Annotated in this window: 26 protein-coding genes and 1 riboswitch; of the genes, 11 read left to right on the top strand and 15 right to left on the bottom strand. The window is 64.9% G+C overall.

Going from position 1 to position 23,383, the window contains the following annotated elements; genetic code table 11:
• The first annotated feature begins 93 nt into the window (after window positions 1–93).
• Together XH98_RS28380 and XH98_RS28375 are read left to right on the top strand one after the other, a co-directional pair.
• On the top strand, window positions 94–399 hold the full coding sequence (locus XH98_RS28380) for a hypothetical protein (protein ID WP_271600660.1): 306 nt from the start codon (window positions 94–96) through the stop codon (window positions 397–399).
• Between the two features lie 176 nt (window positions 400–575).
• Window positions 576–1,106 (top strand): DUF3617 domain-containing protein, encoded by a 531-nt coding sequence (locus XH98_RS28375; protein ID WP_271600659.1) that lies wholly within the window; start codon window positions 576–578, stop codon window positions 1,104–1,106.
• Between the two features lie 97 nt (window positions 1,107–1,203).
• Here the strand turns inward: XH98_RS28375 and XH98_RS28370 are convergent, their stop codons facing one another.
• Genes XH98_RS28370 through XH98_RS28360 form a run of 3 tightly spaced genes read right to left on the bottom strand, consistent with a single transcriptional unit; the run spans window position 1,204 to window position 3,878 of the window.
• Window positions 1,204–2,592: an ATP-binding protein gene (locus tag XH98_RS28370; protein ID WP_271600658.1), complete on the bottom strand. Its 1,389-nt coding sequence runs from the start codon at window positions 2,590–2,592 to the stop codon at window positions 1,204–1,206.
• 18 nt (window positions 2,593–2,610) lie between these two features.
• Window positions 2,611–3,342: a response regulator gene (locus tag XH98_RS28365; RefSeq protein WP_271600657.1), complete on the bottom strand. Its 732-nt coding sequence runs from the start codon at window positions 3,340–3,342 to the stop codon at window positions 2,611–2,613.
• A complete protein-coding gene (locus XH98_RS28360) occupies window positions 3,339–3,878 on the bottom strand; it encodes a MarR family winged helix-turn-helix transcriptional regulator (protein WP_057741615.1) in 540 nt (179 codons plus the stop codon). Before XH98_RS28360 ends, XH98_RS28365 begins: the two co-directional genes overlap by 4 nt.
• A 340-nt stretch (window positions 3,879–4,218) precedes the next feature.
• Here XH98_RS28360 and XH98_RS28355 point away from each other — a divergent pair, with 340 nt between their 5' ends.
• The 4 genes from XH98_RS28355 to XH98_RS28340 all read left to right on the top strand — a co-directional run bounded on the left by XH98_RS28355 (window position 4,219) and on the right by XH98_RS28340 (window position 7,833).
• Window positions 4,219–5,301 (top strand): branched-chain amino acid aminotransferase, encoded by a 1,083-nt coding sequence (locus XH98_RS28355; protein ID WP_271620581.1) that lies wholly within the window; start codon window positions 4,219–4,221, stop codon window positions 5,299–5,301.
• Window positions 5,302–5,484: 183 nt separating this feature from the next.
• The gene (hisS, locus tag XH98_RS28350) at window positions 5,485–7,005 is read left to right on the top strand and encodes a histidine--tRNA ligase (protein WP_271620580.1); all 1,521 of its coding nucleotides are present in this window, start codon (window positions 5,485–5,487) and stop codon (window positions 7,003–7,005) included.
• 80 nt (window positions 7,006–7,085) lie between these two features.
• The gene (locus XH98_RS28345; protein ID WP_083513895.1) at window positions 7,086–7,328 is read left to right on the top strand and encodes a tautomerase family protein; all 243 of its coding nucleotides are present in this window, start codon (window positions 7,086–7,088) and stop codon (window positions 7,326–7,328) included.
• 112 nt (window positions 7,329–7,440) lie between these two features.
• A complete protein-coding gene (locus XH98_RS28340; RefSeq protein ID WP_271600654.1) occupies window positions 7,441–7,833 on the top strand; it encodes a thioesterase family protein in 393 nt (130 codons plus the stop codon).
• Between the two features lie 144 nt (window positions 7,834–7,977).
• On the opposite strand, the gene proC is transcribed toward XH98_RS28340, so the two are convergent.
• Both proC and XH98_RS28330 read right to left on the bottom strand, forming a co-directional pair.
• Window positions 7,978–8,802 (bottom strand): pyrroline-5-carboxylate reductase, encoded by an 825-nt coding sequence (proC, locus tag XH98_RS28335; protein ID WP_271620579.1) that lies wholly within the window; start codon window positions 8,800–8,802, stop codon window positions 7,978–7,980.
• Between the two features lie 223 nt (window positions 8,803–9,025).
• Window positions 9,026–9,526 (bottom strand): YbjN domain-containing protein, encoded by a 501-nt coding sequence (locus XH98_RS28330; RefSeq protein ID WP_271620578.1) that lies wholly within the window; start codon window positions 9,524–9,526, stop codon window positions 9,026–9,028.
• 410 nt (window positions 9,527–9,936) lie between these two features.
• Window positions 9,937–10,095, top strand: a riboswitch (FMN riboswitch).
• Window positions 10,096–10,169: 74 nt separating this feature from the next.
• On the opposite strand from XH98_RS28330, the gene XH98_RS28325 reads away from it, so the two are divergent.
• Window positions 10,170–10,715, top strand: coding sequence for a 6,7-dimethyl-8-ribityllumazine synthase (locus tag XH98_RS28325; protein WP_271600652.1), 546 nt, complete (start codon window positions 10,170–10,172; stop codon window positions 10,713–10,715).
• 262 nt (window positions 10,716–10,977) lie between these two features.
• Here the strand turns inward: XH98_RS28325 and XH98_RS28320 are convergent, their stop codons facing one another.
• From XH98_RS28320 to XH98_RS28285, 8 genes are all read right to left on the bottom strand, one after another.
• Window positions 10,978–12,012: a D-alanine--D-alanine ligase family protein gene (locus tag XH98_RS28320; RefSeq protein WP_271600651.1), complete on the bottom strand. Its 1,035-nt coding sequence runs from the start codon at window positions 12,010–12,012 to the stop codon at window positions 10,978–10,980.
• Window positions 12,009–13,037 (bottom strand): putative zinc-binding metallopeptidase, encoded by a 1,029-nt coding sequence (locus XH98_RS28315; protein ID WP_057741601.1) that lies wholly within the window; start codon window positions 13,035–13,037, stop codon window positions 12,009–12,011. The genes XH98_RS28320 and XH98_RS28315 overlap by 4 nt, the downstream gene beginning before the upstream one ends.
• 240 nt (window positions 13,038–13,277) lie before the next feature.
• Complete coding sequence (locus tag XH98_RS28310) at window positions 13,278–14,231, bottom strand: ribose-phosphate pyrophosphokinase (protein WP_057741970.1); 954 nt, start codon at window positions 14,229–14,231, stop codon at window positions 13,278–13,280.
• A gap of 193 nt (window positions 14,232–14,424) precedes the next feature.
• Window positions 14,425–15,042 carry a hypothetical protein gene (locus tag XH98_RS28305; protein WP_271620577.1) on the bottom strand — a complete coding sequence of 206 codons (618 nt, stop codon included), beginning with the start codon at window positions 15,040–15,042 and terminating at the stop codon, window positions 14,425–14,427.
• A gap of 158 nt (window positions 15,043–15,200) precedes the next feature.
• Window positions 15,201–15,968 (bottom strand): peptidoglycan editing factor PgeF, encoded by a 768-nt coding sequence (pgeF, locus tag XH98_RS28300; RefSeq protein WP_271620576.1) that lies wholly within the window; start codon window positions 15,966–15,968, stop codon window positions 15,201–15,203.
• Window positions 15,968–17,086: a class I SAM-dependent methyltransferase gene (locus tag XH98_RS28295; protein WP_271620575.1), complete on the bottom strand. Its 1,119-nt coding sequence runs from the start codon at window positions 17,084–17,086 to the stop codon at window positions 15,968–15,970. Before XH98_RS28295 ends, pgeF begins: the two co-directional genes overlap by 1 nt.
• Window positions 17,087–17,107: 21 nt before the next feature.
• On the bottom strand, window positions 17,108–17,953 hold the full coding sequence (lgt, locus tag XH98_RS28290) for a prolipoprotein diacylglyceryl transferase (RefSeq protein ID WP_271600647.1): 846 nt from the start codon (window positions 17,951–17,953) through the stop codon (window positions 17,108–17,110).
• Window positions 17,954–17,967: 14 nt separating this feature from the next.
• A complete protein-coding gene (locus XH98_RS28285; protein ID WP_271620574.1) occupies window positions 17,968–18,699 on the bottom strand; it encodes a dienelactone hydrolase family protein in 732 nt (243 codons plus the stop codon).
• A 175-nt stretch (window positions 18,700–18,874) separates the two neighbouring features.
• On the opposite strand from XH98_RS28285, the gene XH98_RS28280 reads away from it, so the two are divergent.
• The 4 genes from XH98_RS28280 to ychF all read left to right on the top strand — a co-directional run bounded on the left by XH98_RS28280 (window position 18,875) and on the right by ychF (window position 21,997).
• Window positions 18,875–19,126 (top strand): accessory factor UbiK family protein, encoded by a 252-nt coding sequence (locus XH98_RS28280; protein ID WP_057741966.1) that lies wholly within the window; start codon window positions 18,875–18,877, stop codon window positions 19,124–19,126.
• Between the two features lie 261 nt (window positions 19,127–19,387).
• Window positions 19,388–20,113 carry a 50S ribosomal protein L25/general stress protein Ctc gene (locus tag XH98_RS28275; protein ID WP_271620573.1) on the top strand — a complete coding sequence of 242 codons (726 nt, stop codon included), beginning with the start codon at window positions 19,388–19,390 and terminating at the stop codon, window positions 20,111–20,113.
• 61 nt (window positions 20,114–20,174) lie between these two features.
• Complete coding sequence (gene pth / locus XH98_RS28270; protein ID WP_271600645.1) at window positions 20,175–20,780, top strand: aminoacyl-tRNA hydrolase; 606 nt, start codon at window positions 20,175–20,177, stop codon at window positions 20,778–20,780.
• A 119-nt stretch (window positions 20,781–20,899) separates the two neighbouring features.
• A complete protein-coding gene (gene ychF / locus XH98_RS28265) occupies window positions 20,900–21,997 on the top strand; it encodes a redox-regulated ATPase YchF (protein WP_057741581.1) in 1,098 nt (365 codons plus the stop codon).
• Between the two features lie 186 nt (window positions 21,998–22,183).
• On the opposite strand, the gene XH98_RS28260 is transcribed toward ychF, so the two are convergent.
• A complete protein-coding gene (locus tag XH98_RS28260; RefSeq protein WP_271600644.1) occupies window positions 22,184–22,744 on the bottom strand; it encodes an acyltransferase in 561 nt (186 codons plus the stop codon).
• A 245-nt stretch (window positions 22,745–22,989) separates the two neighbouring features.
• Window positions 22,990–23,286: a DUF4282 domain-containing protein gene (locus XH98_RS28255; protein WP_092230128.1), complete on the bottom strand. Its 297-nt coding sequence runs from the start codon at window positions 23,284–23,286 to the stop codon at window positions 22,990–22,992.
• Window positions 23,287–23,383 lie beyond the last annotated feature (97 nt).

Genomic DNA, 23,383 nt, shown 5'->3' with positions numbered 1-23,383 from the left:
AGTTGATCACAACGTCGCATCCGGCAGGCCTTCCGTTCTTTTCACCGCCGCGCCCGCACCGTAAGCTGGGGCCAACCAATCGGAGTGACGGGAATGCGAATCATTGCGGCTGCGGGCCTTCTTGCCAGCCTGGTTGTCTCGGGGATGATGGCGAGCCAGTCGGCGCGCGCCGATATCCTGCCGGTGCCGCCGTTCAAGGGCAACGACACCGGCGGCATCATCGCCTATTCGATGGCGACGCAGGTCGATGCGCGTCAGGTCGCGGTCGATCACTGCGCGCGCTATGGCAAGGTGGCGAAATTCCTCGCAGTGCAGGCCTATGAGGGCGGCTACATCTCGTTTTCCTGCCGCTGGGTGCCCTATGGCGCTGCCGACCGGCCGATCCGCACGCTCTACTAAGGCGCGTTCGAAACGCTAAAGCATGATCCGGAAAGGTGTGAAGCGGTTTTCCCTCGCGACATCAGCGGAACGCGTTTGCGCGGAGATCATGCTCAAACAAACAGCTAAAGCGCGATGACGATTCAACCCAATCTCATCGCGCCTTAGCCACGACGTCTCAGCCGGGAGTCTCTCCTATGACGCGCAAGCTTGCTTTGCTCGGATCAGTCGCTTGTTTTTTGGTGTCGGCAGGAAGCGCCTTGGCCGACGATCTGCCGGTGCGCAAGGCCGGCCTCTGGGAAATGAAGATGGCCAGGTCAGGCTCGGCGATGCCGGAGATGACCATGCAGCATTGCACCGACGAGAGCGTCGACAAGGAGATGGCCAACAACGTTTCCCCGATGGCCAAGCAGATTTGCTCCAAGCAGGACGTCAAGAAAACCGCGACCGGCTATATCAGCGATTCCGAGTGCAGCGTCGCCGGCATCAACACGACCTCGCATGCCGAGATATCAGGTGATTTCAACTCGGCCTACACCGTGAAGACTTCGTCCCATGCGCAAGGCGGCGCCGCCGGCACCGCGGGGCGCGACACCTCCATGACGCTGGAAGCGAAATGGCTCGGCGCCTGCAAGCCGGACCAGAAGCCCGGCGACATCGTGATGCCCGGCGGCTTCAAGATGAACATACGCGACGTCGACAAGCTGAAAGCGCTGCTGCCGAAGTGAAGGCGGTGAGATCCTAGCCCGGATGGAGCACAGCGAAATCCGGGGCGCCGCGAAGAAGAATCCCGGATTGCGCTTCGCTTCATCCGGGCCGCGGCAGCTAAACGGGTATCCTCACGCTCGCCCTCAACCCGCCCATCGGGCTGTCGGCCAGCGTGATGTCGCCGCCATGCGAACGGGCGATGTCGCGGGCGATCGCAAGGCCAAGGCCGGTGCCGCCTTCGTCCTGGTTGCGGGCGTTGTCGAGCCGCAGGAACGGCTTGAACACTTCTTCGCGCAGATGTGCGGGGATACCTGGGCCGTCGTCGTCGACCGTGACGGTCAGATAGCGGTGGTCGCGCTGGCCGGAGATGGCGATGGCCTTGCCGTAGCGCGCGGCGTTGGTGACCAGGTTGGCGAGGCAGCGCTTGAACGAGGCCGGCTTCACCGTCACCACGGGCAGCCCGGTGAATGTCACGGTCGCGGCGTGACCGTGGCGTTCGGCGTCGCTGCGCAATTCTTCCAGCGCCTGAGCCATGTCGGTCGGTTGCGACTGCTCGCCGGAATCGCCGCGGGCGAAGGCGAGGTAATCCTCCAGCATCATCGACATTTCGTCGACGTCCTTGCGCATGCCCTCGAGCTCCGGACTGTCGCCGATCAGCTCCAGCTCGAGCTTGAAGCGGGTCAGGATGGTGCGCAGGTCGTGGCTGACGCCGGCAAGCATCGCGGTGCGCTGCTCCATCGCGCGTTCGATGCGCGACTTCATCTCGAGGAAGGCGCCCGCCGCGCGCCGCACCTCGCGCGCGCCGCGCGGCCTGAAGTTCGGCGCCTCGCGGCCCTTGCCGAAGCTCTCCGCAGCGTCCGCCAGCCGCAGGATCGGCTTGATCTGGTTGCGCAGGAACAGCACCGACACGATCAGCAGGATGGAGGACGTGCCGACCATCCAGAACAGGAAGATCTCCGAGTTCGAGGCGTACGCGGCGCTACGCTGCGCGAACACGCGCATCACGGCATCGTCGAGCTGGATGCGGATCTCAACGAGGTTGGAACGGCCGACCGTGTCGATCCAGAACGAGCGTCCGATCTGTCGGCCGAGCTGCACCGACAGCGTCTGGTCGAGCAGCGAGAAGAACGGCTTTGGTCCCGGCGGCGGCATGTCGCCTGCGGGGAGGAAGTCCACCACAAGGCCGAGACGCTGCTGCGCGATGCGGCGGATCTGGTCGCGATCCTTGTCTTGCGGATAGCCCTTGTAGACGTCGATCAGCGTGGCGATGTCCTGCACCACGGCTGCGGAGAGGCGGCGCGTCACCGTGTTCCAGTGCCGCTCCATGAACACGAAGGCGACGACCGATTGCAGGATCACCATGGGCACGATCATGATCAGCAATGCGCGCGCATAGAGGCCGGTCGGCATCCAGCCCTTGAACGCATTGCCCATCCAGCCATTGGCGGCAGAGACGCGCCCCGCGGCGCTTTTCAGCAGCGTCAGGCCGGTGTCGATCGTGCTCATCTGGCGCGCTTCACTTGACTATGGCGAGGCGACCAGCCGGTAGCCGATGCCGCGCACCGCTTGCAGGAACAACGGATTGGCGGGATCGGTCTCGATCTTGCGCCTGAGGCGGTTGATCTGCACGTCGACGGCGCGCTCGTTGACGCTGCCATTGCCGGTGAGCGCGCTGCGCGGCACGGTCTCGCCGGGCGTCTCCGAGAGAATGCGCAGCATCTCGCGCTCGCGGTCGGTGAGATGAATGACCTCCTCGCCCTGGCGCAACTCGCCGCGATCGAGGTGATAGACGTACGGGCCGAAGGCGATCTTCTCCACCGCCGCGACCTGGACCGGCGGCGCGGCGCGCTTGAGGATGTTGTTGATGCGCAGCGCCAGCTCGCGCGGCTCGAACGGCTTTGCGACATAATCGTCGGCGCCGATCTGCAGGCCCTCGATGCGGGCCTCGGCCTCATGCCGCGCGGTCAGCATCACGATCGGGACCGAGGACGACGTGCGGATGAAGCGGGCGAGATCGAAGCCGGTCTCGCCAGGCATCATCACGTCGAGGATCAGCAGGTCGAAATGCAGCCCGAGCAGTTTCGCCCGGGCATCGCCCGCGCTGGCGGCGGTGGTGACGCGATAACCTTCGGCCGCGAGGAAGCGCGAGAGCAGATCGCGGATGCGGCGGTCGTCGTCGACCAGCAACAGATGCGGGGCGTCGTCGGCCGGTTGCGCCGGCGGGCGGACGAGCGTGGCAGCGAGCGGCACGGTCACTCCTTTGAGTCTTGATTGGTGGCGAAGATGGTCTCCAGCACCTTGTCCGGATCGTCGCGGTCGATCATCGCGCGCAGGAAGCGCTTGACCGTCTCGGCATCAGCAGGCGCCATCTCGGCGAGCGCCCTGGTGATCCGCGTGGTCTGGAGGCCGGCGAGCTTCTGCACCAGCGCCTCGCCCTTCGGCGTCGCATAGAGCAGGCGCTGGCGGCGGTCATTGTCGCCGGTCTTCTGCACGATGTAGCCCTCGTCCAGCAGCTGCTTGAGCACCCGGCCGAGCGATTGTTTTGTGATGCGCAGGACGTCGAGCAGGTCGGCGACCTTCAGGCCCGGGTAGCGGTAGACGAAGTGCATGACCCGATGATGGGCCCGGCCGAAGCCGAACGCCTCCAGCTCCTGGTCGGGGTCGCCGACGAAGTCGCGATAGGCGAAGAACAGCAGCTCTATGATATCCCAGCGCAAATTGCCTCCATCGCCTGCTGCCGGCCGTGGCGCGGCAGCGTCTTGAGAGGGAGTTGCGAAATTTATGTCAGGCATATTGACGTATCTTGGGTTCAATGTTACAAAACGATCAGCCCGCACGAAATTTTAGATCGTTTCGCATCGGGCGGCATTCCTGACAGGTGGCCGGAGTTAGCCGGACAGGTGGCGACGGCCGGATCAGATCTACCGTGCGATTGTCGAGCGGCATTTCGGCAAAACATACTGGACTTCCGCCTTCCGCAAAAGCATGTCCTGCCGAGGACATGCTGGCCACGGAAACCGGCCGTAACAAGGCTGGCGGTGGTTCGGCCAGAAACCACATCAAGCCAGCCGGGCCCAAACAGGGGCGGCCGGCGCCAGAACAGCGCCGCCACCGGCAGCGGGAGGCAAGGACATGAGCATGAAATTCGACATCCAGCCCGCATCCAATCCGACGCCCGAGAAGGACCGGGTCGCCAAGCTGGTGGATCCCGGCTTCGGACGCGTCTTCACCGACCACATGGCCGTGGTCCGCTACAACCAGGCCAAGGGCGGCTGGTACGAGGCGAAGATCGAGGCGCGCGCCAATTTCCAGATCGATCCGGCCGGCGCGGTGCTGCACTACGCCCAGGAAATTTTCGAAGGCCTCAAGGCCTATAAGCGCGACGACGGAGGCGTGAACCTGTTCCGCCCTGACGCCAATGCGCGCCGCTTCAAGGATTCCGCCGATCGCATGGCGATGGCGCAATTGCCGGAGGACGTCTTCATCGAGGCGGTCGAGCAGGTCGTGCGCATCGATCGCGCCTGGATGCCGGGCGGCGAGGGCAGCCTTTATCTGCGGCCATTCATGATCGCGAGCGAGACCTTCCTCGGCGTCAAGCCGTCGTCCGAATATATCTTTGCGGTGATCGCCTCGCCCGTCGGCTCTTATTTCAAGGGCGGCCCCGCGCCTGTTTCGATCTGGGTTTCGGAGAACTACACGCGCGCCGCGGTCGGCGGCACCGGTGCGGTCAAATGCGGCGGCAACTATGCGGCGAGCCTGCGCGCGCAGGCCGAGGCGATCCAGCACGGCTGCGATCAGGTCGTGTTCCTCGATGCGGTCGAGCGCCGCTATATCGAGGAACTCGGCGGCATGAACGTGTTCTTCGTGTTCGACGACGGCTCGCTCTCGACGCCGCCGCTCGGCACCATCCTGCCCGGCATCACCCGCGACTCCATCATCGCGCTCGCCCGCGATGCCGGAAAGACCGTGCGCGAGGAGCCGTACTCGCTGGATCAGTGGCGCAAGGATGCGGCCTCAGGCCGGCTGAAGGAAGCCTTCGCCTGCGGCACCGCGGCGGTGATCTCGCCGATCGGCAAGGTGCGCTCGGTCAGCGGCGATTTCGAGATCTCGGGCGGCGCCGCAGGTCCCGTCGCCATGGGCCTGCGCAAGCAGCTCGTCGACATCCAGTACGGCCGCACCAACGATCCGCACAACTGGATCCGTAAGGTGTTTTGAGACCTCGTGTCCCGGACGCGGAAAGCGCGAGCCGGGGCCCAGAATGCGAGTTGCCGGGCCCCGGATCAGCAGCGCACCACCCCGCCAAGAGGCGGCGCGTTGCGCAGCATCCGGGGAACGCCAGTCGAGAAAGAGGGAAAGGCCCACTGTTGCCGCATTGCGCGTCGGCTGGTAAACGCCCGCATGGCCGAAAAACCCAAAAAACCCCAGAAACTGAAGGCGCGGCTGCCGCGCGGGCTTGAGGATCGCGATCCCGCCGCGATCCGGGCGACGCGCGAGATGGTCGAGAAGATCCGCGCCGTCTACGAGCTCTACGGCTTCGAGCCGGTGGAGACGCCGGCGATGGAATATACCGACGCGCTCGGCAAGTTCCTGCCCGACCAGGACCGTCCGAACGAGGGCGTATTCTCGTTCCAGGACGACGACGAGCAGTGGATCAGCCTGCGCTACGATCTGACCGCGCCGCTGGCCCGCTATGTCGGCGAGCGCTACGGCACCGACGGTCTGGTCCTGCCCTATCGCAGCTACCGCGTCGGCTATGTCTTCCGCAACGAGAAGCCCGGCCCCGGCCGCTTCCGCCAGTTCATGCAGTTCGATGCCGACACGGTCGGTTCGGCAACGCCGGCGGCGGATGCCGAGATCTGCATGATGGCGGCGGACACGATGGAAGCGCTCGGCGTTGCGCGCGGTCAGTACGTGGTGAAGGTCAACAACCGCAAGGTGCTCGACGGCGTTCTCGAGGCGATCGGGCTTGCGGGTGAGGAGAATGCGGCGCGCCGCCTGACCGTGCTGCGCGCGATCGACAAGCTCGACAAGTTTTCCGCTGACGAAGTCCGCAAGCTGCTCGGTCCCGGCCGGTGGGATGGCGGTGAGGAAGGCAAGGGCGACTTCACGAAGGGCGCTAATTTGAATGCAGCCGAGGCCGACGTCGTTCTCGCCATCACCAGGCCGCGCGAGGACTGGAAAGAGGCGATCGCCGCCGCGGAGACCTACCTCGCCAAGAGCCCGGTCGGTCAGGCCGGCGTGAGCGAGCTGGAAGAAATTGCAAAACTGGTGACGGCGTCGGGTTACGGCGCCGACCGCATCAAGATCGATCCCTCCGTCGTGCGCGGCCTCGAATATTACACCGGCCCCGTCTACGAGGTCGAACTGCTGCTCGACACCAAGGACGACAAGGGCCGCCCCGTGCGCTTCGGCTCGGTCGGCGGCGGCGGTCGCTATGACGGCCTGGTCTCGCGCTTCCGCGGCGAGCCGGTACCGGCGACTGGTTTCTCGATCGGCGTTTCGCGTTTGCAGGCCGCGCTGACGCTGCTCGGCAAGCTCGACACGCGGCCGGAAGTCGGCCCCGTCGTCGTCACCGTGTTCGACCGCGACCGCGTCGCCGACTACCAGAAGATGGTGGCGAGCCTTCGAAGCGCCGGCATCCGCGCCGAGCTCTATCTCGGCAATCCCAAGAACATGGGCAACCAGCTCAAATATGCCGACCGCCGCAATTCTCCTTGCGTGATCATCCAGGGCTCGGATGAAAAGGCGCGCGGTGAGCTCCAGATCAAGGATCTGATCGAAGGCGCCAAGGCCGCGGCCGCGATCGCCTCCAACCAGGAATGGCGCGAGACGCGGCCAGCGCAATTCTCCTGCAGCGAGGCCGACCTCGTTGCAAAAGTGCGCGAGGTCCTCGCGCGCCATGACGTGAGCTGGGGCTAGCCATTCGCCCTATTCGTCATGCGCGGGCTTGACCCGCGCATCCATCTTCAAAATGATGGATTGCCGGGTCAAGCCCGGCAATGACGAAACGGCAATATCGAAGCAGCAGGGAGACAACAATGCCTGAGATCACCGTCAGCATGGCCGAAGGCCGCACCGACGAGCAGAAGGCCGGCATGATGCGCGACATCACCCAGGCGCTGGTGAAGAATCTCGGCGTCGATGCCGAGGCCGTCGTCATCCAGATCAACGAAGCCCCGCTCCGCCACAAGATGAAGGGTGGCAAGACGTTCGTGGAGCGCGCGGCGGCGGCGAAAAAGTAACGCGTTAGCGTCATTCCGGGGCAGCCCGTCAGGGCTGAACCCGGAATCTCGATCGACAATCTCTGGATTCCGGGTTCGCGCGTCGCGCGCCCCGGAATGACGAGCAGGCGCCATGGACGCACGCGATTTCATCAAGATCGGCATGAGCGCCGAGCGCACGCTGGTCGTGCCGGCCGAGCGCACAGTCGGGCATTTCGTGCCGGGCATGCCCATGGTCTACGCGACCCCGATGATGATCCTGGAAATGGAGATGGCCTCGGGCGATGCGATTCGCTCGGCGCTCCAGCCGGGCTGGGTCACCGTCGGCACCGAGGTCGACATCCGCCATCTCGCCGCCGCGCTGGTCGGCGCGACGGTGCGGACCACGGCGAAAGTGATCGCCGTGGAGCGCCGCGTGATCCGCTTCGAGGTCGAGGCATTCGAGGGGACGCGCAAGCTCGGCGAAGGCCGCCACGCGCGCGGGCTCATCAATGTCGAGCTGTTCAACAAGCGCCTCGGTGCCTAGCCAAGGGCGCGATGCCGTAGGGTGGGTTAGCTCGCGGTCGCGAAGCGCGGTCCGCTAGCGTAACCCACCACTTCTGTCGCCGCAGAAACAGAAGAGGTGGGTTACGGCTTCGCCTAACCCACCCTACGCGGCCACGGCACCTGTTTACTTCGCGAGCTCCTTCGATCGCTTCGTCGCCGCCGCGATGGCGCGGATCATCAGCTCGCGCAGGCCCGGCTCGCCCATCAGCACGCCGAGGGCGGCGGCCGTGGTGCCGCCGGGCGAGGTGACGTTCTGGCGCAGCGTCGCGGAGGGAAGATCCGACTGGTGCAGCAGCTCGCCGGAGCCGGCGACCGTCTCGCGCGCGAGCTTGGTGGCCAGGGCTTCCGGCAGTCCCGCTTCGACGCCGGCGCGCGCAAGCTCTTCAGCGAGCAGGAACACATAGGCGGGCCCTGAGCCTGAGACGGCGGTCACCGCATCCATCAGGCCTTCATCCTCGACCCACTCGACCGAGCCGGTGGAACGCAGCAGCGCATCGGCGAGGGCGCGCTGACCCGCGCTGACATTCTTCGCAGCAACCGCGACCGTGATGCCGCGGCCGATCGCAGCCGGCGTGTTCGGCATCGCGCGCACCACAGCGCCGCCGCAGACCTCCTCGAGCGAGAGAATCGTGGTTCCCGCCATGATCGAGACCACCGACGTCTTGTCCGAGACGAACGCCTTCAGCTTGGCGCCGGCCTCGCGAAACATCTGCGGTTTCACCGCGACGACCATCGTCTCGACAAAGCCCGTCGCCTTCGCATCAGGATTGAGCGCAACGCCCTGGGCGGCGAGCGCGGTGATGTCAGGCGAGAGATGCGGATCGATCACGGCGACGCGGCGCGGATCGAGCCCGCCGGCCAGCCATCCGGTCAGCATTGCGCCGCCCATCTTGCCGGCGCCGGCAAGCAGGATGGTGCCGGTGATGTTTTGGAGAGTGCTGTTTGCCATTGTGGTCACCACAAATTCGGTGTCGTCCCGGCCTAGTGCGCAATTGCGCACGGGGGCCGGGACCCATAACCACGACTGGTTCTAGTGGATGGAGAGCCGAGCAACAAGCCGCGTGCCACAAGCGAGATCACGCGGTATGGATCCCGGATCTGCGCGCGCTTTGGGCGCGCTTGTCCGGGATGACGTGGAGAGGGAGCTGCGGCTCCCTCTCGTCTTGGAGGCCCTACGCCTCGCCGACCGTATCGAACATCGCCGCGTCCATGGCCTGGGCGGTGGTCTTGCCGGCCCACACCACGAACTGGAACGCCGGGAAGTAACGCTCGCAGGCGTGGATGGCGCCCGCGAGCATGGCTTCGCATTGCGCGGTCGAGGCGGTGAGGCCGCCCGGCAGCACCAGGGCCTGGCGGTGCATGATCATGCCGGTGTTGGTCCAGAGGTCGAAATGGCCGATCCACAATTGCTCGTTGACGGCGGCAACGAGCTTCTGCACTTCGCCGCGCCGCGCGAGCGGAATCTTCATGTCGAATGCGCAGGCCAGATGCAGCGCCTCGATCTCACCCATCCAGGTGAAGGAGATCTGGTAGTCGGTCCATTGTCCCTTCGAGACAATGGTCAGCTCGTCCTCGCCGGAGCGTTCGAACGGCCAGTTGTTGCTGGCAGCGATATCCTCGACCACCGCAAGCGGGTGATTTCGGGAATCGATGGTACCTTCGAGCAGGGACATGCCGTCTCGACCTCTTGCCTTCTTGTTGTCTTTGATACGCACGCGGTTGGTCCGGCGCGCGCTCCCTCAATTTCGCTGAAGGCGATCCCTGGGAGCCACTGTTGAGATCCCGGGATCAGCGCGGGCTTGTCGCGGATCAACTGATGTGATTTGCGGAATCTGCGCAACTGGGTCGCGAGTCCGTCCACAAGCCATGACTCGTTCGTCCACAGCTCATCTCGGCCATAATTGTTAACGCTTGAGAACAAACCGGAATCGGATTCCCGAAAACCGCCAGCCGTTAATTCCACGGGGCGAGGGGGCACCGCCCTGGCGGCATGGGACCATGCGGTTTTTGGCTAGGGAACAGGCTTGCCTGCGGCCCCGGACCGGCGGCATATTTCCGCCCAGGTCGCTCAATCCCGGGCGGCCGATGTTCTCAGGGCGGGGTGAAAGTCCCCACCGGCGGTAAGGGCCGAAAGGCCTAAGCCCGCGAGCGCCTTCCCCAAGGTTTTTGCTGAAGGGAAGGGTCAGCAGATTCGGTGCAACTCCGAAGCCGACGGTTAAAGTCCGGATGAAAGAGAACGGTCGGTGGCAGACGCATCGCAAGATGCGGCTGTTTGTCGTTCCGTGTGCCCTGATTCTGGTCCCTTGAAGGAAAGCCATGAATCAGATGCTGCAAGATCCCCAGACAGACACTTCCCAGACCCAGCCGCCGGTTCCCGTGACCGAGCACCCGCGCTTCGCCAAGCCGCAGCGCGTGGCCTTCGTGCAGGCCTGCTGGCACCGCGACGTCGTCGCGGAAGCCCGCATCGCCTTCATGAAGGAAGCGGAGGCGCGCCATCTCACCCATGTCGACGTGTTCGAGGTGCCGGGCTCGTTCGAGATCCCGCTGCATGCCCAGGTCCTTGCCAAGACGCGGCGCTACACCGCGATCGTCGCCGCTGGCCTCGTCGTTGACGGTGGCATCTATCGCCACGAATTCGTCGCCGACACCGTGATCAAGGCGCTGATGGACGTGCAGCTCCGCACCGAGGTGCCGGTGTTCTCGGCCGTGCTGACGCCGCAGCAATTCCACGAGACCGAAGTGCATTACGATTTCTTCCGCAGGCACTTTGCGATCAAGGGCGTCGAGGTCGCGGCCGCCTGTGCCGAGACGTTGCTCGGCCTCGAGCGCCTGCGCGGCCAGGTCGCGGCGGGGATTGTGTGACGCGGCACAACGGGTCGCGCTTCTCATCCCGAGGAGCGCAATCCGTCACCCTGAGGTGCTCGCCTCTTCGGCGAGCCTCGAAGGGCGACGGCCCCGCTGCATCTCGCCCGTACATCCTTCGAGGCTCCCGGCACGATGCTCCGCATCGCGCCCCTCGCCCTCAGGATGACGGATGAAACAGCTCGTCACACGTAGCCGGTTGTCAATCCTGCCGCCGTCCGCAAAGCCGGCGGCGGCAGGAGCGAGCAACCGCGCTAAGCCCTCAACCCAAAGACACGCCCGCTTTCGCCCGGCTGATCCCGAGCGCCAGGATGCGATGGAGCAGATCCCCGTATTTCAGCCCGTCGTGCTGGGCCGCGGTGGCGAATTCCTGGCTCTTGGCGATTTCGGGATTGGGATTGGCTTCGATGAAATACGGCGTGCCGTCGGCGGCGAGACGGAAATCGATGCGCGCATAGCCATCGAGACCAAGCGCCCGGTAGATGCGTTTCGCGGCGCGCTGGATCCGCGCGGTGACTTCGGGCGCAAGGTCTTTCGCCGGCCCGTCGACGATGCCGAGGCGTTCCTGATAGTCGGTGTCGTGCTTGGCCTTTTCGGTGGCGATGTGGCGTGAGCTGCGCCCGCCCATGCTGCCGAATTTCAATTCCCACACCGGCAACACGCGTAGCCGATTGTTGCCGAGCACGCCGACATAGAGCTCGCGCCCCTCGATGAATTGCTCGGCGATCGCGGCGGTCTCGACCCGCTCGTGGATGAAGGCGACGCGTTCGGCGAGCTTCTCGTCGGTGTCGACGATCGAGGCCTGCGAGATGCCGAAAGAGCCGTCCATGTTGAGGGCCTTGACGATCAGCGGCAGCGCAAGATGTTTCGGGCGTTTCACCTTGCGGCGCATCGGGAAGACGGCGAAGGCGGGTGCGGCGATGCGGCGGTGATGCACCAGCGTCTTGGACAGGTCCTTGCCGCGCGCCAGGATCAGGCCGCGCGGATTGCAGCCGGTATAAGGCACCTTCATCAGTTCGAGGTAGCTGGCGATGTGCTGGTCGTAGGCGACGTTGTAGTGGAATTCCTCCAGCAGCGTGAAGACCACGTGCGGCTTGAACTCCTCGATCGCTACACGGACCGGCCTGATTTCCTCCTGCGCGCCAAGCGGACGGACCTCATGACCGGCCGCGCGCAATGTGCTGACGACGTCGTATTCCGTTTTCCAGTTGTTGATTTCCTGCGGCGTGTATCCATCGGAGGAGTCCGGCGGCATGAAATCCGGATGCATCAGCACGAGAATACGGAGTCGTCTCATAGCGCGATCCATTTGCGCCGAGACGGGCCGAACAGCGCGTGCATCGTCTTGGCGGTCACGAGGACAGTGAAATCGAGAACGAGCTTCTGTTCGGATCCCACCGCGCGCAGGTCCAGCTCGCGGCAGCGGGAGATCATGTCGTCGAGCACGGCATCGAGCGTGAGCTGGTTCTCGCCGGTCCATCGCGCGACCAGCCGTCTGATCTGGGCGCGGTGCCGCCTGATCAGGCTCGAAGCAGGCTTCGAGCGATGATGCCGTGGATCGGTGGAAAACAGCCGCGAGAGGTCGCGGTCGTAGGTCTTCGGCGGCGTAAAAGCGTAGAACGCCTGCTTCTTCTTGTAGTGCTCCTCGAGCGTCTGGCTGAGCTGGCTGAGGGGATCGACGCGCTCGCGCGTCGTGATCAGCGGACGTTTTCCAGCGATCTCGCCCATCAGCTCGTCGACATATTCGAGCTTCTTCAGCGCCGGCCAGCCCTCATATCGCGTCCGCCAGTTCGAGCGCGGGCGCAGCCACACCGCAAATGTCTCGGCGAAATCCTCGTCCGGGTGGCTCTGCGCGTACCACAGCCGCAAATGCTGGACGTAGCGCCGGCTCGCCGGATTGGGCCGGTAGTAGCGCGGATAGTGCTTCGACGACGGCCCGAACAGTTGCTGCCAGCGCCGGCGCCGCTGCAATTGGAAGCCGTGCTGGATGGCATGGCCGGCCTCGTGGCGGAGGATGGCCATGCACTCGCGCCAGGTGCCGCCCTCGACGTCGAACATCATCTTCTTCTCGAGCTTCATCAGGCGCGGATGAGCGAGATAGAAAGGAATCGCGATGCCGGGCACGTCTCCCGGACTGAACCATTCGCTCGAGATCCATGTGTGCGGCCGCAGCCGGATGCCGCGCTCGTCGAGCTCTTCGTGCAGTGTGGCGACACAATCCTCGAGCCAGGTGCCTTCGACCGTAACCCTCAGGCTGGAGAGGCGCTGCTGGAGCAACTCGTCATCCGACAGTTTTTCCCAAGCGAATTTCCGGCGGGGCATCTTGTATCCAGAGCGCAGAGATGACTCGATGTCACGATGATGTCATGGGCGGCGCCCGGCAACAACCCGCGGGGGTATGCGGACCAGGGCGCGGAGGTCGTAGCGCCAGATCGTAGGGTGGGCAAAGCTTCCGCCGTAGCTCGAAGAGCGAAGGTGGAAGTGTGCCCACCAAAAACAAAAGGTGGGCACGGCGCTTTGCGCCTTTGCCCACCCTACGAGACCTTCCGGATCGGGGAAAAATCAGTCGAACAGGCTCGACACTGACTCTTCCGCGGCGGTGCGCGCGATCGCGTCGGAGATCAGGCTGGCGATCGGCAGCGTGCGGATGTTCGGCGCCTTGGTCACCGCTTCCGTCGCCAGGATCGAGTCGGTGATGACGAGCTCTTTCAGCTTCGAGCCGGCGATGCGGGCGGCCGCGCCGCCGGAGAGCACGCCGTGGGTGATGTAGGCGTAGACCTCCTTGGCGCCCTTGGCGATCAGCGCATCGGCTGCGTTCACCAGCGTGCCGCCGGAATCGACGATGTCGTCGACCAGGATGCAGCTGTAGCCGGAGACGTCGCCGATCACGTTCATGACTTCGGACTCACCCGGGCGTTCACGGCGTTTGTCGACGATCGCGAGCGGGGTGTTGATGCGCTTGGCGAGTCCGCGGGCGCGGGCCACGCCGCCGACATCAGGCGAGACCACCATCACCTTGCCGAGGTCGAAACGTTCGCGGATGTCGCGCACCATCACGGGGGCGGCGAACAAATTGTCGGTCGGGATATCGAAGAAGCCCTGGATCTGGCCGGCATGCAGGTCGAGCGTCATGACGCGGTCGACGCCGGCATGGGTGATCAGATTGGCGACGAGCTTGGCCGAGATCGGCGTGCGCGAGCCGGAGCGGCGATCCTGCCTGGCATAGCCGAAATAGGGGATCACTGCGGTGATGCGGCGCGCCGAGGAGCGGCGCAGCGCGTCGGTGATGATCAAGAGCTCCATCAGATTGTCGTTCGCCGGAAACGAGGTCGATTGGATGATGAAGGCATCCGAGCCGCGGATGTTCTCCTGGACCTCGACGAAGATCTCCATGTCGGCGAAGCGCCGGACCACCGCCTTGGTCAGCGGCACGTCGAGGCCCTGCGCGATGGCTTGGGCGAGGGCCGGATTGGAGTTGCCGGCGACAAGCTTGATGGAGCCGTTCTTGGCCGACATGGACGCTTCCTCCCGCGCTTTGCTGGATACGACGTTCAACATCAGAGAATACCCACTGGCAGCACGGTTACGACGGGCGAGGAAATATCAGGCGAGAGGCCGCAATGGCAACCCGGGATGCTACGTTTTCCCTCCGAAATCCTGAGTCGGGCCAACGGTTTGGCCAATAGTTGGGCCTGTGGTTTCGCGGTGGTTATTGCTGGGCGTAGCCGAGCGCCGTGGCCGGCATGTCCGGCGCCGGAGCCCCAGGCGTCACGCTTGCTATCGCGGGGCCGCGCAGGCCCGGAACCGAGCCAGGGGCATCCGGCGTCCCGTTGATCATATTGGAAAGTCCGCTGAATCCGGCCTGGGCGATCTTCCGCAGCACGAGGTCGTCCGCGGCAGTCCAGGGATCCTTGCCGCCCTTGGCCGCGGTCGGTTCCTCGCCGGAGAGACGCAGCGCCCGCTGCTGGTTGGCGTCGTAGACGTCCCAGACCCAGGCGATCACGGTCTTGCCGCGCACGATTTGGGCGGAGAGGTAGCTGCGCACGCGATAGGCAGCCGTCCCTTCGCGGGAAACAACGGACAGGTTGCGCAGCTTCGATTCGCTGTCGAGCACGCCGACCATGCGATCGAACACCTGCGGCGGCGGCCCGTCGATGGATTCGAAGGCCACCGTCGCCCCGGAGCCGGCGCTCGGTGTTGCCATCGCATAGGAATTGGCGGGCGCGTTGCCACCGGCACAGCCGGCCAGCGCGGTCGCTGCTGCCAGCAGCATGGCCGCCAGCACGCGCGAGCCGGCACGGCGCAAGTTGGATGACGCTTCCCTCATTGAGGGCAGCGATATCGTTAAAATCGATTAAGGTCTAGGGCGGGCGCGAAACATCCCACTGTCATTCCGGGGCGATGCGCAGCATCGAACCCGGAATCTCGAGATTCCGGGTTCGGCTCTTCGAGCCGCCCCGGAATGACACGGGGTTTTTGTTGTGTTCACCCTTCCAGCGCGATCGCGTGAATGTGCCGGCCGTAATCCGGCTCCTTGCGGTGCACCGAGCGGCGATAGCTGAAGAAGCGTTCGTCGGCGTAGGTGTCGAGACCCAGGTCGTCGATCATCAGGATGCCGGCACCTTCGAGCCGCTTGCGGATGAAGCCGGCGAGATCGAACATCGCATGGCCCTCGCGTACAGATGGAATAAAGAACATCGCATTCTCCGCATCCGCCTCGATGAAGCGGGCGACGAACTCGTTGCCGACCTCGTAGCTCTCCTGTCGGATCAAGGGCCCGATCGCGGCGATGATGCCGCCGCGCGTGGCACCCAGCTTCTCCATCGCTGCAACAGTGGATTCCAGCACGCCGGTCAGTGCACCCTTCCAGCCGGCATGAGCGCCGCCGATGACCCGCGCGTTGGGATCGACGAACAGCACCGGGCCGCAATCGGCGGTGGAGACGCCGAGTGCGATGCCCGGGGTTTTGGTGACCAGCGCATCGCCCTTCGGCCGCTGCCCGCTCGGCCAGGGTGCGTCGGCGACGAGCACGTCGGGCGAATGGATCTGATGCAGGCTGATGAAGCGGTCGGCCGCGACGCCGACATGCTCGGCCATGCGGCGGCGGTTCTCGGCGACAAGGGCCTGATCGTCGTTGGAGCCGAGCCCGCCATTGAGCGCGGAATAGATGCCGCTGGAGACGCCGCCCTCGCGCGTGAAGAAGGAATGGCGCAGGCCGGGCACGGCCGACAGCAGTGACGAAGTCAGGGTCATCAATTGCCTCCGGCCTGTTCGAGATCGCTGAGGCCGGCAAGGCCCGTCAATCTTGGTTCGGAGATGCCGAGCACCTTGAACATCGAGCCCATGCCGCCGCGCCCGGTATCGGTCAGCCGCTTCAGCGCCACGGAAATGTCGGTCGCAACTTCAGGCGTCGCCTTCTGCATCAGCGCGGCCGCGCGGGTGTCGATGCCGACCCGTTTGAGGAAGTCGCTCTGCGTCACCGGCCCGTGCACGCGCGCGCCGACGTCCTCGGCTGCCCGCGCCAGCGCCTGGAAGTCGACATGGGCGGTGACGTCGGCCTGGCCAGGCGCCTTCAAGGGATCGGTGAAGGTGTGGCGGGCGATGGCCTGGAAGGTGTCGCCGGCATCGCTGCGCAAATGGCCGTAATCGATGATCAGCGCGGCGCCGTCCTGGTCGCGCACGCGAGAGGCAAGCTTCATGATCTCCGTATCGGGCCGCCATTCGAACACCGCGCCGACCGGCGCCGCCCGCACCAAAGGCGGCAGCAGCACGTCGAAGCGGGGCGTCGGCTCGGATGCCGCGCCGAACTGGAGCTTGCCGTTGGGGTCGATCTCGATCACGCGCTCATGCCAGCCGTCCTCGCGCTTCATCATCTGGTGGATCGGCAGCACGTCGAAATATTCGTTGGCGAGGATGACGCTGGGACCATCAGGCACGTCGTCGATGCTGTCGTGCCAGGTGATGCTGTTGCGCACGCCCGACAACGTCGCCTGTTGTCGCTCGCGCAGCACCGGATTGACCTCGACCAGATGAATGCTGAGCCCCTGATAGAGCGGCGGCAGCACGCGCAGCGCGCGCAGCGCGTCCGCCATCATGGTGCCGCGGCCGGGGCCGAGTTCGATCAGCCGCAGGAATGGCGGCGAGCCCATCTGCTTCCAGACCGAGGCGGTCCACAACCCCAGGAGCTCGCCGAACATCTGGCTGACTTCGGGCGAGGTGGTGAAGTCGCCCTCGCGCCCGAGCGGATCGCGCGAGATGTAGTAGCCGTAGCGCGGATGCATCAGGCACGTCTCCATGTATCGCCAGACCGGCATGGGGCCTGAGGATTTGATCAGTGCCTTGATCTCGTTGAGCAGTGCCTGTTCGGTCACGAGCTGTTGTCTCGAAATGAATTAACGAATGGAGGTGGCGGGCTTGGGCGCACCGCGCCGGACAGCCATTACAATAAGTATGCTGCCGACGATAAGCATCGGGATCGACAACAGCATGCCCATGGTTAACCCGCCCCAGAGGAATCCGAGCTGGACGTCCGGCTCGCGGAAATGCTCGCCGATGATCCGGGTCAGGCCGTAGATCAGGATGAAGCTGCCGAGGATCATGCCCGGGCGCTTCAGCGCACCGAGGCGGATCATGATCGCGAGCACGGTGAACAGCAGGATGCCCTCCATGCCGGCTTCGTAGAGCTGGCTCGGATGGCGTGGCAGGTGCGAGGGATCGTTGGGGAAGATCATCGCCCAGGGCAGGTTCGCATCGGCGGCGCGCCCCCATAATTCGCCGTTGATGAAATTGGCGATCCGGCCGAGCAGCAGCCCGATCGGGGCAACCGCGGTGGTGATGTCGCCAAGCGAGAGGATCGAGATGCCATTGCGATAGGCAAACCACATCACCGCGACGACGCAGCCGAGGAAGCCGCCATGGAACGACATGCCGCCCTCCCACAGCCGGAAGATCGCGGCAGGATGATCGATGAAGAAGGGCAGGTTGTAGAACAGCACGTAGCCGGTGCGGCCGCCCAGGATGATGCCGAGCGTAACCCAGAGGATGAAGTCGTCGATCTGCAGCAGCGACATCGGCGCAGGGCCGCCCCACAGCCGCTCGTTCTTCAGCAGAGAGCGCGCATAGAGCCAGCCGATGACGATGCCGCCGATATAGGCCAGCGCATACCAGCGGATCGCGAACGGCCCGATCTCGAGGGCGATCGGGTTGAATTTGGGGAAGTCGATCAGCAGGAAAAGCATCAGGCCTTCTAGATTTAAACGAGATTACGGCGATAGAGCGCCAGCAGCCGCTCCCAATGCCGCTCGGCAGCGTCGCGGTCATAGACCGGACGCTTGGGGAAGGCGAAGCCGTGATGGGTGCCGGGATAGATCTCGACCTCGGCCTTCGCGTCCTTCATGCCCTGCTTGACCTGCTCGATGATCTCGGTCGGCGCGTAGATGTCGGTCTCGGCGCAGGCGAAATAGAGCTCGGCCTTGGTCTTGCCGGCCGCCAGATGCGGGCTGTCGGCCTGGTCGGTCGCAAGCTGCGTGCCGTAGACCGAGGCGGCGGCCTTGACGCTTTCAGGGAAATGCGTGGCGGCGTTCACGGCGTAGCGGCCGCTCATGCAGTAGCCGACGGTGCCGACGATTTTGGTGTTCGCGGCCGTCTGGCCTTCGGCGTAAGTGAGCAGCGCACGCGTGTCGTCCATGATCAGGGGGATGGTCAACGAGCTCATCAGCGCAAACATGCGCTTGCGCTCCGGTGCGTTCGGATCGGCCGGCAGCGCGCCGAGCTCCATCACGCCGGAGCGGTAATAGAGGTTCGGCAGCATCACGTAATAGCCCGAGGTCGCAAGGCGCCGCGCCATGTCGCGCAGTTCTTCGCGGATCGCCGGCGCGTCCATGTAGAACAGGATGACCGGGAACGGTCCACCGCGCTCGGGATGGACGATGAAGGTCGCGGTGTGGCCGTCCTTGGTGGGAATAGCGATCTGCTGCTCGATCATGTCTTTCCGCCTTGTGATTCCCTGACATGCAGGGACGTTGAATACGATTGCAAGGAAACCGGGGCATGACAAGGATACCGCGGCACGGCCCTTGAACCCGTCACCGCAGATTGCCATTGTCTTTTGGTGCGTTCGCGCAAAGTTTATCGGGGCCGCCACCGATCAGGAGACCGACATGACCCAGACCACCAACCGGTTTTTCGACGAGATCGGCCGCATGATGAACGATGCCGCCGGTGCGGCCCAGGGCGTCAAGCGCGAGTTCGACACTGTCATGCGCAACCAGGCCGAAAAATTCCTGCGCGACATGGACCTGGTCAAGCGCGAGGAGTTCGAAGCGGTCAAGGACATGGCCCGCCTGGCCCGCGAGGAGAACGAAGCCCTGAAGGCGCGCATCGCGGCGCTGGAGGCCAAGCTCGGCGGGTAGCGCCGCTTGCCGTCATTCCGGGGCGATGCGCGTCGCATCGAACCCGGAATCTCGAGATTCCGGGTTCGGTCGCTGCCGCGACCGCCCCGGAATGACGGCAGATTCGGGTGAGCCCGCCCGCCCATTCTCCTTGTCATTTCCGCATCTTCCGGGTAAAAGCCCGCCACGTTCACGGCCCCCGCACCCCTGGAGGCTTGCTGTGGACCATGCCATGGGCCGCGCTGCGGCCCATTAACTTTTGCAAAAACAAGGACTTAGACTATGGCGACGACCGTCAAGGAATTGAAGGCGACCGCACGTCCGAAGAGCGGCAAGGGGGCCGCCCGGGCTGAGCGTCGCGCCGGGCGCGTGCCCGGAGTGATCTATGGCAACAACCAGCCCCCGCTGACGATCTCGATTGCAGATCGTGAACTGCGCCAGCGCATCCTCGCCGGCCGGTTCCTGACCACGCTGGTCGACATCGAGCTCGAGGGCAAGAAGCACCGCGTGATTCCGCGCGACTACCACCTCGATCCGGTCAAGGACTTCCCGATCCATGTCGACTTCATGCGGCTCGGCGAAGGCGCCACCATCCGCATCAGCGTGCCCCTGCACATCGTGAAGGCGGAAACCTCCCCGGGCGTGAAGCGCGGCGGCACCGTCAACATTGTCGCCCACGCCATCGATCTCGAGTGCTCGGTCGAGAACATCCCGCAGTTCCTCGAGGCCGACGTCGGCGCGCTCGAAATCGGTTACTCGCTGCATTTGTCGGACATCAAGCTTCCGGCCGGCGTGAAGGCGCTGACCCGCGAGGACGCGACCCTCGTCACCATCGTGCCGCCGTCCGGCTACGCCGAAGAGCAGAAGGCCGCGGCTGCGGCGGCTGCTGGTGGCGCGGCTCCGGCTGCGAGCGCTGCTGCTCCGGCGGCTGGCGCGGCTCCGGCTGCGGGTGCTGCTGCTCCGGCTGCTGCTGCCAAGGCTCCGGCCGGCGGCGACAAGAAGAAGTAATCCTTCAGACGAGCTGGTGCGCGGTCTTCGATCGCGTGCCGGCTGAGGGGCGCGCCGCGTCATGCGACTCTTTGTTGGGCTCGGCAATCCCGGCGCGAAATTCGCACGTAACCGGCACAATATCGGCTTCATGGCCGTCGACGAGATTGCGCGGCGTCATGGTTTTTCACCATGGCGCCGTCGTTTTCAGGGCGAGACGTCGGAAGGCACCCTCGGACCTGAGCGCGTCATCCTGCTCAAGCCCACGACCTACATGAACGAGTCCGGCCGCAGCGTTCAGGAAGCGGCGAGCTTCTTCAAGATCGCGCCTGCTGATACCACGGTGTTTCACGACGAGCTCGAGCTGCCGCCGGGCAAGGTGCGGGTGAAGATCGGCGGCGGCATCGCCGGCCACAACGGCCTGCGCTCGATCTCGGCGCATATCGGCAACGAGTATCGCCGTGTCAGGCTCGGCATCGGTCATCCCGGCGTCAAGGAGCTGGTGCACGGCCACGTGCTGTCGGACTTCGCCAAGGCCGACAATGAGTGGGTGACGACGCTCTGCGAGGCGGTGGCCGAGCACGCCGCACTGATCGCCAAGGGCACTGACGCGACCTTCGCCAACCGGGTGCATCTGGCGATGCAGGCGAAGGGATTTTTGACCAAGGACGAGAACGGCAAGGAATAGACCACCTTCTCCGTCATGCCCCGGGCTTGTCCCGGGCATCCACGTTCTTGGTGCAGCAAGTCAAAGTCGTGGATGGCCGGGTCAAGCCCGGCCATGACGAATACGGATAGAGGACGGCTATGGGATTCAAATGCGGAATCGTCGGATTGCCCAATGTCGGCAAGTCGACCTTGTTCAACGCGCTGACCGAGACGGCCGCGGCGCAAGCTGCGAACTATCCGTTCTGCACCATCGAGCCTAATGTCGGCGAGGTCGCCGTGCCGGATCCGCGGCTCGACAAGCTGGCGGCGATCGCCAAGTCGGGCCAGATCATTCCGACCCGGCTGACCTTCGTCGATATCGCGGGCCTCGTGCGCGGCGCGTCCAAGGGTGAAGGCCTCGGCAACCAGTTCCTCGCCAATATCCGCGAGGTCGACGCCATCGTGCATGTCGTGCGCTGCTTCGAGGATTCCGACATCACCCATGTCGAGGGCAAGATCGCACCGCTTGCCGATATCGAGACCATCGAGACCGAGCTGATGCTCGCCGACCTCGACAGCCTCGAGAAGCGCGTCGACAATCTGACCAAGAAAGCCAAGGGCAACGACAAGGACGCCAAGGAGCAGCTCGACCTCGTCAACCGCACGCTGGTGCTGCTGCGCGAGGGCAAGCCCGCGCGCCTCGTCGAGCGCAAGGCCGAAGAGGAGCGGGCGTTCTCGATGCTCGGCCTCTTGTCGTCAAAGCCGGTCCTCTACGTCTGCAACGTCGAGGAAGGCTCGGCGGCCACCGGCAACGCCTTCTCCAAGGCGGTCGAGGAGCAGGCGGCCAAGGAGGGCGCGGTTGCCGTAGTCATCTCCGCCAAGATCGAATCCGAGATCGCGACGATCTCGCGCGAGGAGCGTGCCGACTTCCTGGAGACGCTGGGTCTCGAAGAAGCGGGTCTGGATCGTCTGATCCGCGCCGGCTACAAGCTGCTCGAGCTCATCACCTATTTCACGGTGGGCCCGAAGGAAGCACGCGCCTGGACCATCCATCGCGGCACCAAGGCGCCGGGCGCGGCCGGCGTGATCCACACCGATTTCGAAAAGGGCTTCATCCGCGCCGAGACGATTGCCTATGACGACTACGTCGCGCTCGGCGGCGAAGCCGGCGCCCGCGATGCCGGCAAGCTTCGCCTCGAAGGCAAGGAATACGTCGTCGCCGACGGCGACGTGATGCATTTCAGGTTTAATACGTAAGGGCTCGCTGTCATTCCGGGGCGCGCCTCTTGGCGCGAGCTATGGTGCGCAATTGCGCACCTGAGAATCCATTTCACGATCCACTCTGACGCTCGATGGATTCCGGGTTCGCGCTACGCGCGCCCCGGAATGACGAACCTCGCTGCACCGCGCCGCGCTGATGACGCGCAGAGCCCGCGTCCGTGCCTATTCGTCGTCGCGGAACTGCCTGACGACCGCCGCGGGGTTTCCGGCGACGACCACGCGGGGTGGGACGTCCTCGCGCACCACCGCTCCGGCGCCCACGACCGAGTGGTCGCCGATCGTCACTCCCTTGAGCACGATCGAGCGCGCGCCCACCCAGACATTGTCCCCGATGTGCACCGGCGCGACGGCCCGAGCAACCGCAGGCTCGTGCCGAAGCCGCGGGGGAAGGTTGTGAAAGTCCGTGTCGACGATGTCGCAGTCGCTGATCAGGCAGGACGACCCGATATCGACCTTCTGCGCGCAGCCGATCCAGCAGCCATTGAGCAAGGTGTCCTTGCCGACCGTCACCTGGCCATGGCCGGTGATGAGCACGCGCTTGCCGATCCGGCAGTTCGCACCGATCGACACCCGGACGCCCCGACCGAGCACCAGCCGCCCCTTGAACACGATCCCGGGTCCGAGCTGGAGCCGGCGCCCGTACCGCACCGTCAGCCAGGCGCGCAGACAGGCGAAGAACAGGAGCGCACCGGCCCGCAGCACCGGGTTCTCGATCTTGCCCACCAATCCGCTCCTGACCCTTGTGGCGTCCCGCGCCTTTCATGCGGTGCCGAGCCTGTCATCCGCGCGTAAATACGCGGTGAAGAACGAGGTCCCGCCTCATCGGTGCAGCAGGGTGGGCAAAGCGACTTGTCCGCCGTAGCTCGAAGGGCGAAGGCGGAAGCGTGCCCACCGCCTCTCTCAATCGCGGAATGCTGGTGGGCACGGCGCGTTGCGCCTTTGCCCACCCTACGGCAGCTGCGCCCGCCTCATCGCATCCCGCCGCCCTGATCCCTGATGGCGCCGAGATGCTCGTTGATGCGGAACACGATCAGGATCAGTTCCGCGGCGATGCGCGAGAACACCACGCCGACGACCACGCCTGCGATCGATTCCAGCACGACCAGGAAACCGGCGAACGGGCTGATCGCCATCGCGGTGAGACCGGCGAAGATTCCGGAGAGTCCGAACAGGCAGATCACGCCGATCACCAGCCAGTAGAAGGTCTTGATGATCGTCGGCGTGATGAAGCGGTCCCACTGAAACAGATCGCTGAATGAAAACATCTCTCTCCCCCGGGCAAATCGCGCTCCCGGCCGTGCCGTCAGGACAATGAGGCGAGCCGACTCGCCGAATGTAGCACGAGCCATGCGGGCCGGCGGG

The sequence above is a fragment of the Bradyrhizobium sp. CCBAU 51745 genome, assembly GCF_028128715.1.
GTDB lineage: Bacteria > Pseudomonadota > Alphaproteobacteria > Rhizobiales > Xanthobacteraceae > Bradyrhizobium > Bradyrhizobium manausense.
Note: the sequence above shows the minus strand (reverse complement) of the source record. Positions and strands in the feature narration are given on the sequence as shown.